The sequence below is a fragment of the Paenochrobactrum glaciei genome (genome assembly GCF_039522165.1).
In the GTDB taxonomy this organism is placed as follows: domain Bacteria; phylum Pseudomonadota; class Alphaproteobacteria; order Rhizobiales; family Rhizobiaceae; genus Paenochrobactrum; species Paenochrobactrum glaciei.
This window is the reverse complement of record NZ_BAAADE010000001.1, coordinates 767,923-780,990: the sequence shown is the minus strand read 5'-3', so window position 1 is coordinate 780,990 and position 13,068 is coordinate 767,923. Positions and strand designations below refer to the sequence as shown.

Annotated in this window: 11 protein-coding genes; 8 read left to right on the top strand and 3 right to left on the bottom strand. The window is 50.3% G+C overall.

All coding sequences use genetic code 11. The annotated features are described in order from the left end of the window. The first annotated feature begins 52 nt into the window (after positions 1-52). Entirely contained in the window at positions 53-1,114 is a 1,062-nt protein-coding gene (locus ABDZ76_RS03750; RefSeq protein WP_343801505.1) for a succinylglutamate desuccinylase/aspartoacylase family protein, read from the top strand. Then, entirely contained in the window at positions 1,114-1,854 is a 741-nt protein-coding gene (locus ABDZ76_RS03745; protein ID WP_343801502.1) for an HAD family hydrolase, read from the top strand. Before ABDZ76_RS03750 ends, ABDZ76_RS03745 begins: the two co-directional genes overlap by 1 nt. On the opposite strand, the gene ABDZ76_RS03740 is transcribed toward ABDZ76_RS03745, so the two are convergent. Together ABDZ76_RS03740 and ABDZ76_RS03735 are read right to left on the bottom strand one after the other, a co-directional pair. Continuing rightward, positions 1,840-3,576: a long-chain-fatty-acid--CoA ligase gene (locus ABDZ76_RS03740; protein WP_374844527.1), complete on the bottom strand. Its 1,737-nt coding sequence runs from the start codon at positions 3,574-3,576 to the stop codon at positions 1,840-1,842. The genes ABDZ76_RS03745 and ABDZ76_RS03740 overlap by 15 nt on opposite strands. A gap of 155 nt (positions 3,577-3,731) precedes the next feature. Next, positions 3,732-3,974, bottom strand: coding sequence for a hypothetical protein (locus ABDZ76_RS03735; protein ID WP_343801500.1), 243 nt, complete (start codon positions 3,972-3,974; stop codon positions 3,732-3,734). An 810-nt stretch (positions 3,975-4,784) separates the two neighbouring features. Here ABDZ76_RS03735 and ABDZ76_RS03730 point away from each other — a divergent pair. From ABDZ76_RS03730 to nadC, 6 genes are all read left to right on the top strand, one after another. Further along, positions 4,785-6,326, top strand: coding sequence for a VOC family protein (locus ABDZ76_RS03730; protein ID WP_343801497.1), 1,542 nt, complete (start codon positions 4,785-4,787; stop codon positions 6,324-6,326). A 227-nt stretch (positions 6,327-6,553) separates the two neighbouring features. Continuing rightward, positions 6,554-7,792 (top strand): alpha/beta hydrolase, encoded by a 1,239-nt coding sequence (locus ABDZ76_RS03725; protein WP_374844526.1) that lies wholly within the window; start codon positions 6,554-6,556, stop codon positions 7,790-7,792. A 122-nt stretch (positions 7,793-7,914) separates the two neighbouring features. After that, complete coding sequence (gene panC, locus ABDZ76_RS03720) at positions 7,915-8,766, top strand: pantoate--beta-alanine ligase (RefSeq protein ID WP_343801494.1); 852 nt, start codon at positions 7,915-7,917, stop codon at positions 8,764-8,766. Positions 8,767-8,947: 181 nt separating this feature from the next. After that, on the top strand, positions 8,948-9,841 hold the full coding sequence (locus ABDZ76_RS03715; protein WP_343801491.1) for an NUDIX hydrolase: 894 nt from the start codon (positions 8,948-8,950) through the stop codon (positions 9,839-9,841). Between the two features lie 66 nt (positions 9,842-9,907). Continuing rightward, positions 9,908-10,882, top strand: coding sequence for a quinolinate synthase NadA (gene nadA, locus ABDZ76_RS03710; protein ID WP_343801488.1), 975 nt, complete (start codon positions 9,908-9,910; stop codon positions 10,880-10,882). A 19-nt stretch (positions 10,883-10,901) separates the two neighbouring features. Beyond that, a complete protein-coding gene (nadC, locus tag ABDZ76_RS03705; RefSeq protein ID WP_343801485.1) occupies positions 10,902-11,753 on the top strand; it encodes a carboxylating nicotinate-nucleotide diphosphorylase in 852 nt (283 codons plus the stop codon). Positions 11,754-11,816: 63 nt separating this feature from the next. On the opposite strand, the gene ABDZ76_RS03700 is transcribed toward nadC, so the two are convergent. Continuing rightward, complete coding sequence (locus ABDZ76_RS03700; protein ID WP_343801482.1) at positions 11,817-13,058, bottom strand: saccharopine dehydrogenase family protein; 1,242 nt, start codon at positions 13,056-13,058, stop codon at positions 11,817-11,819. Positions 13,059-13,068: the final 10 nt, after the last annotated feature.

Sequence of the window (13,068 nt, the reverse complement as noted above, 5' to 3'; positions counted from 1 at the left end):
TGCCGGTTCAGTTCGAACCGGCAAATCGGGCAGGGAGGAGCGCTGAGATCTCATGAAGACGGAATTGATTAAATTTGCCGGTGATGTGCCGGGTAATGAAATTGAACTACGTGTTTTGCGTTTTTCAGGCAGCGATCAAAATGCAGCGACTGCCTATCTGCAATCTTCATTACATGGCGGCGAATTGCCGGGTCAGGCTGCCATTCATTTTCTGGTGCCGCTCTTACAAAAAGCAGCCGATGAAGGGCGCATTAAAGGTAATATTACCTTGGTGCCACAGGCCAATCCGGTTGCATCCAACCAATGGCAAACCTACCAGCATCAAGGCCGTTTTGATACATTTTCAGCGGTCAATTTCAATCGCGCTTTTCCATTACTGCCGGATTTTGACACATCAAATCTGCCGCAACCGGATGCGCCTGAAGCCCTCATTAAGCGCTTGAAAGCAGCATTGCTGCGCCTTGCATTGCCGCATGATATTGTGCTGGATCTGCATTGTGATGATGAGAGCGAGAATTATCTCTATATTGCCGAAGATTTCGTCGAGGACATGAAAGATTTAGGCGTAGCGCTCAATTCCACCGCTATTCTGGCATGGGATACGACCGCTGATGCCGCCTTTGAAGAGGCGTGCGCCCATCCTGTTTTGCAAATGCCAGCTGACAAACGCAATATGAAGCGCCGTGCTGTCACAACAGTCGAGTTTCGGGGTTTAAGCGATGTTTATGCTGAACAGGGCGCAGAAGATGCCGCCGGACTTTATAAGTTTCTGGTGCATCGCGGTGTGGTTGAAGACGCATCCGTTCAATTAAAGCCTGATTATCAAGGGCTTGTGACACCGCTTACCCATGTGGAAATGATCCGCGCGCCACAAGGCGGCATGGTCTTCTTCCATGTGAAGCCGGGTGATGTGGTGAGCGAAGGTGCCAAACTTGCAACAATCGTCACGCTGCCTGGAAACCCAGACGGTGATATTGTGCTGACGGCTCCGCAGGCGGGGCGCATTTTAACGCGCCGCTCATTGCGCTACCTGCGCCGTGGTGATGATGTGTTGAAACTGCTGGGCGATAAGCCTTCGGCTGTCATTAAACGTGCCGGAGCCTTAGAGGCATAATGAGCTTTGGAAGCATGAGCGAACTGGCTGACAAGCTTAAATCTATCCGTGCCATCCTGTTTGATAAGGATGGCACATTGATTGATTTTGAACGCACATGGTTTGCGTTCTCTTATTCTATGGCTGAAAAAGCCGCCGGTGGGGATGAGGCAAAAGCCCGTCATTTGATGGATATTGGCGGTTATGATTGGGAAGCCAAACGCTTTCGCGGCAACTCGGTGATTGCAGCGGGAACGGTTGAGGAAATGGTGGCGCTTTGGCACCCTTATGCCGATATGGCAGCGCAAGCAGAAATTGTTGCGCACTATAATCGGCTAAGCCTTGAGGCGGGTCCGCGCTCTGCGGTGGCAATTGATGGTCTCTATGAAACCTTGGAAGCGCTGCATGCTCAGGGGTTCATCTTAGGCATTTGCACCAATGATTCTGAAGCGGGCGCATTGAAAACAGCGCAAGTGCTCGGCATCGATCACTTCTTTGCGGGCTTTATCGGCTATGACACGGCAGCGCGACCAAAACCTTTTGCTGATCCGCTGATCTATTTTGCTGAAAAACATGGCCTTGAACTGTCGCAGCTGGCCATGGTCGGCGATAATAGCCATGACATGGAAGCAGCCCATGCAGCACAGGCCGGTTTGAGCATTGGAGTGCTTTCCGGCAATGCGGGAGCGGATATTTTAGAGCCGCTCGCCGATATTGTTCTGCCGTCTGTTGCTGATATTCCGGCTTTATTCGTCTCGTAATTTACGGCGCAGAATTTTGCCGACATTGCTTTTCGGCAATTCGTCACGAAACTCAATCATGCGCGGGCGCTTGTAATTGGTCAGGCGCTCGGCACAATAGGCTTTTACGTCTTCTTCAGTCAGCGCCGGGTTTTTACGTACAATAAAGAGTTTGACCACTTCGCCCGAAATGGCATCCGGCACGCCAATGGCTGCTGCTTCTTTAATGCCGTCATGTGCGACCAGCACTTCTTCCAGCTCATTGGGATAAACATTGAAACCGGAAACAAGGATCATATCTTTTTTGCGGTCGACAATTTTTGTGTAGCCTTTTTCATCCATGAAACCCAAATCGCCGGTGCGAAAAAAACCATCTTTGGTGATTGAGCGGGCAGTGTCTTCATTGCGTTGCCAATAGCCGAGCATCAGCTGCGGGCCGCGCACGCAAATTTCACCGACCTCGCCCAGCGGCAGATGCGCGCCGACATCATCAAGAATAGCAAGATCGGTAGAAGGCATCGGCAGGCCGATTGTGCCGGTAAATTGTGTGGCATCCAAACCATTGGCGGCCACAACCGGTGAGGTTTCAGAAAGCCCATAACCTTCGGTGATCAAACAGCCGGTCATTTGTTGCCAGCGTTCAGCCACCGGTTTTTGCACCGCCATGCCACCGCCAAGGGTGAGAATCAGTGGTTTGAAATTGAGGTTTTTAAAATCCGGATTGTTCATCAAAGCGTTGAACAAGGTGTTGAGTGCCGGAAAAATATGAAATGGATATTTTTGCAGCTCTTTGACAAAGGCTTTGATATCACGCGGATTGGGTATGAGAATATTGCGTGCGCCTTGCTGGATGCCGATCATCGCATTCACGGTGAGCGCAAAGACATGATAAAGCGGCAAGGCACAGATATAATTGACATCTTCAGGCTTGCCCTTGATGCGATAGGCAACATCCAGCCAAAGCCGCATCTGGTCAAGATTGGCAAGAATATTGCCGTGACTGAGCATAGCCCCTTTGGAAACACCGGTGGTTCCGCCCGTATATTGCAAAAAAGCCAGATCAGAGCTTTTTAAAATCGGCATTGGCACGGTCAGTGAGCGCCCGACATTGAGTGCGGTTTTAAAGCGGGTATGATTGGGTAAATGCCATTGCGGCACCAGTTTTTTAACGCGGCGCACCACCAGATTAATCAAATGGCCTTTCAGTCCGTGCATGTCGCCCATGCTTGCCACCAGAATATGTGGCTTTTGCAGCTCCGGAATTTTAATCTCGGGGAGGGCTTTTTCCAGAGTGCCGGCAAAGTTTTCGAGAATAATGATGGCTTTGGCACCGGCATCATTCAGCTGCTGCGCCAGTTCGCGCGGGGTGTAAAGCGGATTGATATTCACCACTACCAGTCCGGCGCGTAAAATAGCGGCAATGCTGAGCGGATATTGCAAAATATTCGGCATCATCACGGCAACACGGTCGCCTTTAACCAGTCCTTTGGCGCTGAACCATGCGGCCAGCCAGCCTGATTGCTCATGCAGTGCACGGTAGGTCAGGGATTTATCCATGCAGGTGAAGGCCGGTTTGTCGCCAAAGCGTTTACAGGCGTCGGCGATCATAGCCGGAATAGAGTTGAACGCGGGAGAAGGGATATTCTCCGGCACTTCAGGTGCATAGGATTTCAGCCAGATTTTATTTATTGCGCCCTGATTGGTGTTTTCAGGCGCTTCTTCAAGCACATTATTGGCCGTCATATAGTGTTTGGCTCCGCCGGTAGCGGCCAGTCCTTATGCCATTGTAAAATGAATTACGCCGGCTCCTCCTTAAGGGCTGACCGTTATGGTCTGTCATTCAGTGGCGCAGACTTACACCGGCAAAAGCCTTAATCAAGTAAATTGTCAGCCAGTTCTCAGTTAAATAAGTTTAAACTGGCTTGTGAAATTGCCCAGATAAGAATGCCGGCGGGTGCAACAAGGCTGCACAGCATAATTCCTAAAAAGACAGTGGCCGGATGAATGTTTTGCGTTTTTTGTGGTGAACTGGCGGTGCGGCTATGTGAGCGAACGGTCTGGAATGTGCGGTGGCCGCTCATTCTGCCCAGTTCCATCTGGCCTTTGCGTTCTATCCAGCGTCCATGTGTGATGTCTGCCATTTTTATTCTCCTCGTTCCCATTGTTATTATGCGCCGAGTTTTAAATTCTGCAAGAATAAAAATAGCAATACTTATTGTGTTTTGTTTTATTTTTGATATTACAGCGTTGAGCCAAGTATTAATTTTATGAATACAGTAAGTATTGAAATAATAGTAATTTCCGAATTTACATATATTTCTGAAATGAGTACAGCTAACGAACCGCTGAAATCCTCGTGTAATCCCGCGTTTTCAAGGTTTTTTGGTCGCAGGTAAGTGTCTTAGATGTACATCATTGTTCGTGCATCCAGCGCAGCGTCTGTGTAATCTCTGCTGCAGCCACCATGGCGGGTGGATGAATATATATGTGCGGCTGGTTTGTTTATGTTGGTCAAAAATGCATGGGCGGCAGCGCTTAACGGTTGAAGTATCCGGTTTTTCAGTCTGAACGACAAAAAACAGCCTGTTTTCTGATGGTTTTAGCCGTTTTATGCATATCACTTGCCTCTTTTGCATATCAGCTATGCATGATTGTTCGTTGATCTAAACGATTTAGATCGGTATGTATGCGTCATCGGACTTACTCCTCCTCCCAAAGTCCGATACCGGAACGCGGCACTCCTCCTCCCAGCCGTGTTCAAAGATTGGGCCGCGCATCCTCCTCCCGCGCGGCCTTTTTTTTGCTCATTTTTTGAGTCCCCATTGCTTTCCCTTACTTGTTGTCTTTACCTGATGGACATTGTGTTCAGTCCGGCGTCTCTTTGGCTTTGGTAAAAAACTGCCTATATCTGCGCCAGATGAACAATAACAATAATGAAAAGGCGAAAAACCATGAGCAATGGCATCCATCACGTCACACTGATTACCGGTAAGGTTCAGCCGAATGTGGACTTCTATGCAGGCTTTTTGGGGCTTCGTCTGGTCAAGCAGACCGCTGGCTATGAAGATACCGAACAGCTGCATTTGTTTTACGGCGACCAGCACGGCAATCCCGGTTCACTGGTCACATTTCTGGTTTGGGAAGATGGTGTGCGCGGCCGTGCCGGTCACGGCCAGATCAGCGAAATTGCGCTGGCGATTGACCATAGTGCAATCGGCTTCTGGCTGGAGCGGGGCTTGCGTCACCGCATTGCCATTGAAGGGCCAAAGGTGGAAATGGGTGAGGCTGTTTTGCGCCTTAAAGATCCTGATGGTGTGATCGTCAAGCTGGTGGCATCGAAACTGAAATCCCCTGATGCTGCCGTTGCTACCGATATTCCGGCCTATGCTGCGGTGCAGCGCTTGCAAGGTGTTACGATACTTTCTGAGGTGCCGGAGCAGACGCAGGCTTTTCTGGTCAAGCATTTTGGTTTGCAGCCGGATTTGCAGGAAGGAACGATCAGTCGTCTCATCTCGCAAAGCGGTGATTATCTTGATGTGCGCGATGCAACCGGTTTTTGGGAAGCAATGCAGGGCACCGGAACGGTGGATCATGTGGCGCTTCGTGCCAATAATGTCGGCGAGATTGAAGCAATTTCGGCTGAATTCACCAAGCTTAATGCAGTGGAAACAACGGTGCATGACCGTAAATATTTCCATTCGCTTTATGTGCGTGAGCCGGGTGGCAGCTTGATCGAGTTTGCAACGGATGCACCTGGCATGAGTGTGGATGAAAATCTGGCCGATCTTGGCAAGACCTTGTTTGTGCCGCCTGCATCGGAGGGTGATCTTGGCGATATCAGTTTGCGCTTGCCGCAATTTGCCTTGCCGGGTGAAGAGCGGGTTATTTACCGTGAGCTGCCTTTCATCCACCGGATTTACCAGCCGGAAAATCCGGACGGTACATTTATGGTGCTGTTGCATGGCACTGGCGGCAATGAAAATGATCTGATGCCACTGGCGCATAAGATTGCACCGAACGCGACCCTGATTGGTGTGCGGGGACGGGCAACAGAAGAGGGTGTGCATCGCTGGTTCCGGCGCATTACGATGAGCCGTTTTGATCAGGCGGATATTGCCTTTGAGGCGCAAGCTTTCGCGGCTTTCGTGGAGGGCATTGTGGCGTCTTATCAGGTGGATTTAAGCAAGACGGTATTTTTGGGTTATTCCAACGGTGCCAATTTGCTGGGAGCCATTTTGCGTTTGCATCCGCATTTGCTGCAAAAGGTGATTCTGTTACGGGGTGGTGAGGTGCTGGAAAATGCGCCAACGCCGGATTTATCAGATGTTTCCGTGCTGATGGTGAACGGGGAAGATGATATTTACGGCGGCTTTGCCAAGCCACTGGTGCAGGCGCTGGAGACAGGTGGTGCAAAGTTGGAGGCAGAAATGCTGAAAACCGGCCACAATCTGGTGGAAGACGACGTCACCCGCAGCCAGCAATGGCTTGCGTAAGCATAAAAAATCAAAGCCGCCTTGTATTTTTGTACAGGGCGGTTTTTTTAAAAGCGGTCATTGTCTTTGGTAAAGGTCAGTGCAAATTGGCATCAATCATGAGCTAAAGTGTTAAGAATATATTAAATCAGGGGAAAAAGAGCCGGATAATACTAATCGGGCACTGGACTCTGACGCAGTGATCACAGAAACTGCGCCCGTCTTCAAGAAGTTGTACGGGGTTTTTCTTGCTCAATTCATTCAGGCAGATAGTGTGCATTCTTGCTTTCGGCTTGGTGCTGAGCAGTTGTGCAAGCCGCCCGGAAGGTGTGCTGGTGCCGGTTCCGGTTAATGAGCCAAGCGTTTCCAAAGTGGATTTGCTGGTGGCGACTACTCGTATGCCGACTTATGACCCTCGGACGCTGTTCTCAGGTGAACGCGGCAGTAGTTTGATTGTCACGGATATTGGTATTTCCATTCCGCCAGACAAAAATCGTACTGTCGGGCAAGTGCAATGGCCTAAAAAACTGCCTGCTAATCCGTTGAAGGATTTTACCACTTATCGCGTCACTGGTCTTGACCAGAAAGTGGGTGAGAAAAAGTGGCTGGATGAGCATGTACCTGCCAATGGCAGTGTGATGATTTTCGTCCACGGCTTCAACAATACATTTGAAGATTCAGTTTATCGCTTTGCCCAGATTGTGCATGACTCGGAAGCTAAAGTAGCGCCGATCATTTTCACATGGCCGTCGCGTGCCAGCATTTTCGATTATAATTACGATAAAGACAGCACCACCTATTCGCGCGATGCGCTGGAAGAAGTGATCCGTTCAGCAGCAGCCCATCCGAAGGTGAAAGACATCACCATCATGGCGCATTCGATGGGCACATGGCTGACCATGGAATCGCTGCGCCAAATCGCGATCCGCGACGGGCGCATCATGCCGAAGGTTAAAGATATCATTCTTGCATCGCCTGATCTGGATGTGGATGTATTCAGTCAGCAATGGTTGGTGATGCAGAAAAAAGCGCCGAAAATGACGATTTTTGTCTCGCGTGATGATCGTGCCTTGAGTGTATCACGCCGCATTGCGGGTAATATTGATCGTCTTGGTCAGATCAATCCGGCGGTTGAGCCTTATCGCTCTGCTTTGGAGGCAACCGGTATTGCTGTTATTGATCTCACCAAATTGAAGGTTGGTGATCGTCTCAATCACGGTAAATTTGCTGAAAGCCCTGAAGTGGTGCAGCTAATTGGCAAACGTCTGGTTGCCGGCCAAACTATCACTGATTCCGATATTGGTTTGGGTGAGCGTATTGGTGCTGTGGCACTGGGAGTAGGGCAAGGTGTTGGCAGTGCCGCTTCCATTGCGGTGAGTACACCGATTGCGATTTTTGATCCAACGACACGGCGCACCTATAATCAGCAGATTGACCGGTTTGGTCATGCGGTTGGCGGTACATTGGAAAGTGCGACAGGGCAATAAGCCTAGAGCCTTGCACGATCAGAGAGTTTAAGTCCGGTATAGTCACTTATACCGGACTTTTTGTTGTTTTCGGGCTGAAAAATCGTTACCAGATGCACGCATAAACATATTGCGGGGGCATCATGCAAATTATCCACACTATCGCCGAGATGCGCAGCCTGATTGCCGCTCAACGCAAAACTGGCGCTTCTGTCGGCTTTGTGCCGACGATGGGATATTTACATGCAGGGCATATGGAACTGGTGCGCCATGCCCGCACGGATAATGATTTGACTATTGTTTCGGTATTTCTCAATCCGTTGCAATTTGGAGCCAATGAAGATCTGTCGAAATATCCGCGTGATTTAGAGCGCGATGCTGCTTTGTTGCGTGCCGGTGGTGTGGATGTGTTGTTTGCGCCCTCGGATGCGGAAATGTATCCGCAGCCGATGCAAACAGTGGTGGATGTGCCGATGCTTGGCTCGCAGCTGGAGGGCGAAGTGCGTCCCGGCCATTTTGCTGGTGTGTCGACTGTTGTCTCCAAATTATTCAATATTGTGCAACCGGATCGCGCTTATTTCGGCGAGAAAGATTTCCAGCAGGTTGTGATCATCAAACGCATGGTGGAAGATTTACTGATACCGGTTGAAGTGGTTGCGGTGCCAACTGTGCGCGAGGCGGATGGCTTGGCCTATTCTTCGCGTAATAGCTATCTGAGCGAAGCCGAACGGCAGGCTGCTATTATCGTGCCGCAAGCGCTGCAATTGGCGCAAAAACTGCTTGCCGAAGGTGGGCTGGATGCAGCCGGATTGGAACAGGCATTAACTGATTTTATTAAAGCTGAACCATTGGCAGAACCAGAAGTGGTTGCGGTCAGAAATCCTCATACATTAGAATGTGTTAGCTCTTTGGATGGTGCGGATTTACTGGTTGCACTTTTTGTACGTGTCGGCACAACCAAGCTGCTGGATAACCGTGTTTTTGCACGGACATAATCAAGGCTTTGACTAAAACTTGTGTCGTCGGCGCATCGCTTATGGTTTTCACCTTTCAGAACGGTTGAAAACTTGGCCGAACCGGCTGCTTTCATACGGGCAATAGTTTGTTTTAACGGCCTGTTCGGGTTATGATCACGCATCTTATTTAATCGTTTCATGCAGGATATTGATCATTAACGTGACAAGCGACATTGCCCATACTGAGTTGATAGCCGTTCTTGTTGCTGTCACTTTGGAAGAACCGCGCGTGATGACAATCAGTCAGGGTGCAGCCCTGCCATCGGGCCCGTTTGAAACCGGTCATCGCTCGTTGCAATCCGGTTTGCGTGCCTGGGTGCAGGCACAAACGACATTGCCGCTTGGCTATTTGGAACAGCTTTATACATTTGCCGACCGTGACCGCCATCCTGATGGGCAGCGCACGATTTCGATCAGCTATCTGGGTTTGGGGCGTGAAAATCCGGCAGCACAAGGTGGCGCTGGCTGGCGTGGCTGGTATGATTATTTTCCGTGGGAAGATCATCGTCAGGGCGAGCCTGCGTGTTTTGATGCTATTATCAAAGCGCTCAAAAACTGGGCAAATACGGCTGATGATGCCGAACAAGCAAGCTATCGTCACCGCCGTATTGCTTTTGCTTTTGGCCTCGATGAAGGCGGCTGGAACGAAGATCTGACACTACAGCGCTATGAATTATTATTCGAGGCGGGCTTGGTCAAAGAAGCCGGTAATGAAAATGGCTTTGGTGCAGGCATGTTTGCCGATCACCGCCGCATTCTGGCAACCGCGATTGCACGGCTACGCGCCAAGATTAAATATCGCCCTGTGGTATTTGAGCTGATGCCGGAAACCTTCACATTGCTGCAATTGCAGCGCACTGTTGAGGCGCTGGCAGGTTTGCGCTTGCACAAGCAAAATTTCCGCCGCCTGATGGAACAGCAGAATTTGGTGGAAGAAACCGGTGATAGCGACAGCGAAACCGGTGGTCGTCCGGCCAAGCTTTTCCGCTTCCGTCACACCATTCTTGAAGAGCGTGCTCTCACCGGATCAAAATTACCTCTCTCACGCGGTTGACATTATACTCAATACGAGTATATCTACGCGCCCATGATATACTCGTATTGAGTATAAGGAGGGGTTATGAACCAATTAGCATCAGTATCGCAGCTTTATGATCGTGTGGCGCGGGTTTTGCCGAAAGCCGAATGGTTGTCCTTTGAGGATGATGTGGCGGCGATTTTAGAACTTAAACGCACCCGCAACGCGGTTATTCTCGCGCATAATTATCAGACGCCGGAGATTTTCCACGGCGTTGCTGACATTGTCGGTGACAGTCTGGCGCTGGCGCGTGAGGCTGCCAATGCGGATGCAGATGTGATTGTGGTGGCGGGTGTCCACTTCATGGCCGAAACCGCCAAATTGCTCAATCCGTCCAAAACGGTGCTGATCCCTGATCTGGGTGCAGGCTGCTCACTGGCTGATTCCATCACACCGGAAGATGTTGCGCTGTTGCGCCAAACGCATCCGGGCGTGCCGATCATCACTTATGTCAATACATCGGCGGCAGTGAAGGCGGCTTCTGACATTTGCTGCACCTCAGGCAATGCCAAAAAGGTGGTGGAATCTTTAGGTGTGCCCAAAGTGCTGATGATACCGGACGAGTTTCTGGCGCAGAATATTGCGCGTGAAACCAATGTCGAAATCATTGCATGGAAAGGTCACTGCGAGGTGCATGAGCGCTTTACGCCGACCGACATCGCCGAGCTTCGTGACAGCCATCCGGGCGTGGTGATTTTGGCGCATCCTGAATGCCCGCCGGAAGTGGTTGAAGTGGCTGATTTTTCTGGCTCAACTGCAATGATGTCGGATTTTGTCGGTGCAGAAAAACCGGCGCGTGTTGTGCTTTTGACCGAATGCTCGATGAGTGACAATGTGGCGGTGCAGCATCCGGAAGTGGATTTCATCCGCCCGTGTAATCTTTGCCCGCATATGAAGCTGATTACTTTGAAAAACATCCGCGATGCTTTGGAAAATAATCGTCATGAAGTGACAATTGATCCGGCGATTGCAGCGCCTGCGCGCCTTGCTGTTGAGCGGATGCTGGCGGTTAAATAAGGAGCGGGGAGAGATCATCATGACATTAAGTTCTTTGCCGCGTTTTATCGTTGAGCCATTGGTGCGTGCAACATTGGCAGAAGATTTAGGCCTTGCCGGTGACATCACCAGCAGTGCCGTTATTCCGGCTGATCACCGCTCAATAATGGTTTTCCGCAGCCGTTCGCAAGGCGTGATTGCCGGTTTGGATCTTGCCGCTTTAAGCTTTGAACTGGTTGATCCAAGCGTGAAATTTAGCGCAGTTTGTCAGGATGGTGATGTGCTGGAGGCAGGCGCTGTCATTGCTAAGGTCAGCGGTTTGTCGCGCAGCCTTTTGATGGCAGAGCGCACCGCGCTTAATCTGCTTGGTCATTTATCCGGCATTGCAACTGTAACGCATGATTTGATGCAAGCGGTTAGCCACACCAAAGCGCATGTCACATGCACCCGCAAAACCATGCCGGGTTTACGTGCCTTGGAAAAATATGCGGTACGGGCAGGGGGCGCCAAAAATCACCGCTTTGCGCTTTATGATGCGGTGCTGATTAAAGACAATCATGTGGCCGTGGCAGGTGGTGTGGGCGAAGCAATCAAGCGGGCGCGTGCCAATGTCGGTCATATGGTCAAAATCGAGGTGGAAGTCGATACGCTTGCGCAATTGCATGAGGCAATGGCTGTGGGTGTTGATGCGGTGCTTCTCGATAATATGCCGCCTGAAATGCTGGTAGAAGCGGTAAAAATCGTTGCTGGCCGCGCGATTACGGAAGCATCCGGAGGCATTACACCGGCAACGGCAGTGGCAATTGCTGAAAGTGGTGTTGATCTTTTATCAATCGGCTGGCTGACCCATAGCGCACCCAACCTTGATATTGGTTTGGATTTTGAAGCCTGAGTTGAGGGTTTAAGCTCTTAATTAAAAAAAGCCCCCGAACATGTCGGGGGCTTTTTTAATTTCTTATTCGAAGGTCAAAGCGCGGTCGCCATTTTCATCTTTAATGCGGCTTGGCAGGCCGATATGGTTCATGATGTGCAGCAGAGGCTTTGGATTAAGCTCTTCCACATTGACCATTTTCTTCACGTCCCATTCGCCTGATGCAATCAGCATAGCTGCTGCAACCGGCGGAACGCCTGCGGTATAGGAAATACCCTGACTGCCTACTTCATTGTAAGCATCTTTGTGGTCAGCGACGTTATAGATAAAGACTTCGCGTTCAACGCCGTCTTTCGTGCCCTTCACAAAGTCGCCGATGCAGGTTTTGCCGGTATAGTCAGGTGCCAGCGATGATGGATCAGGCAATACAGCCTTGACCACTTTAAGCGGCACAACTTCCAGCCCTTCAGCGGTTTTAACCGGCTGTTCGGACAGAAGGCCGAGATTGTTCAGAACGGTGAAAACATTGATATAGTGATCGCCAAAGCCCATCCAGAAACGCACATCGGCATTCGGATAGTGCTTTGCCAGCGAATGCACTTCATCATGACCGGTCATGTAGGCCTTGCTTGGGCCAACGACTGGCAGGTCAAAAGTTTTGCCGATCTCAAACATCTTGTTCGACTGCCACTGACCATTCTGCCAGGAATAAACCGTACCGGTAAATTCGCGGAAGTTGATTTCCGGATCGAAGTTGGTTGAGAACCAGCGGCCATGCGAACCGGCATTGATGTCAACGATATCGATGGATTTAACTTCATCAATATAGTCGTCAGCAGCCAGACGCGCATAGGCGTTGACTACGCCCGGATCAAAGCCGATGCCGAGAATGGCGGTGATGCCTTTTTCTTCACATTCGGCAGCATGTTTCCATTCGTAGTTGCCATACCACGGTGGGGTCTCGCAGATCTTTTTAGGATCTTCGTGAATGGCGGTGTCCATATAGGCCACGCCGGTGTCGATACAAGCGCGCAAAACAGACATATTGAGGAAGGGCGAGCCGACATTGATCACGATATTAACGCCAAGCTTGGTGATCAGAGCTTTGGTGGCTTCAATATCGAGTGCGTCCAGCGCATGAGCTTCAAGCTTAACCGGAGTTTTCAGGTTCTTCTTTTCATGCACGGATTTAATAATTTCGCGGCATTTCTCAACCGTCCGGGACGCAATGTGTATATCTCCCAATACATCACTGTTTTGAGCGCATTTATGCGCCACGACCTGTGCTACGCCACCGGCGCCGATGATGAGAACGTTCTTCTTCATTTATGTTGAT

What these genes read in the sequence shown, in the direction of transcription:
- ABDZ76_RS03740 (WP_374844527.1), bottom strand. Translation starts at nt 3,576, where the DNA reads ATGACGGCCAATAATGTGCTTGAAGAAGCGCCTGAAAACACCAATCAG.
- ABDZ76_RS03730 (WP_343801497.1), top strand. Translation starts at nt 4,785, where the DNA reads ATGAGCAATGGCATCCATCACGTCACACTGATTACCGGTAAGGTTCAG.
- panC (WP_343801494.1), top strand. Translation starts at nt 7,915, where the DNA reads ATGCAAATTATCCACACTATCGCCGAGATGCGCAGCCTGATTGCCGCT.
- ABDZ76_RS03735 (WP_343801500.1), bottom strand. Translation starts at nt 3,974, where the DNA reads ATGGCAGACATCACACATGGACGCTGGATAGAACGCAAAGGCCAGATG.
- ABDZ76_RS03745 (WP_343801502.1), top strand. Translation starts at nt 1,114, where the DNA reads ATGAGCTTTGGAAGCATGAGCGAACTGGCTGACAAGCTTAAATCTATC.
- nadC (WP_343801485.1), top strand. Translation starts at nt 10,902, where the DNA reads ATGACATTAAGTTCTTTGCCGCGTTTTATCGTTGAGCCATTGGTGCGT.
- nadA (WP_343801488.1), top strand. Translation starts at nt 9,908, where the DNA reads ATGAACCAATTAGCATCAGTATCGCAGCTTTATGATCGTGTGGCGCGG.
- ABDZ76_RS03700 (WP_343801482.1), bottom strand. Translation starts at nt 13,058, where the DNA reads ATGAAGAAGAACGTTCTCATCATCGGCGCCGGTGGCGTAGCACAGGTC.
- ABDZ76_RS03750 (WP_343801505.1), top strand. Translation starts at nt 53, where the DNA reads ATGAAGACGGAATTGATTAAATTTGCCGGTGATGTGCCGGGTAATGAA.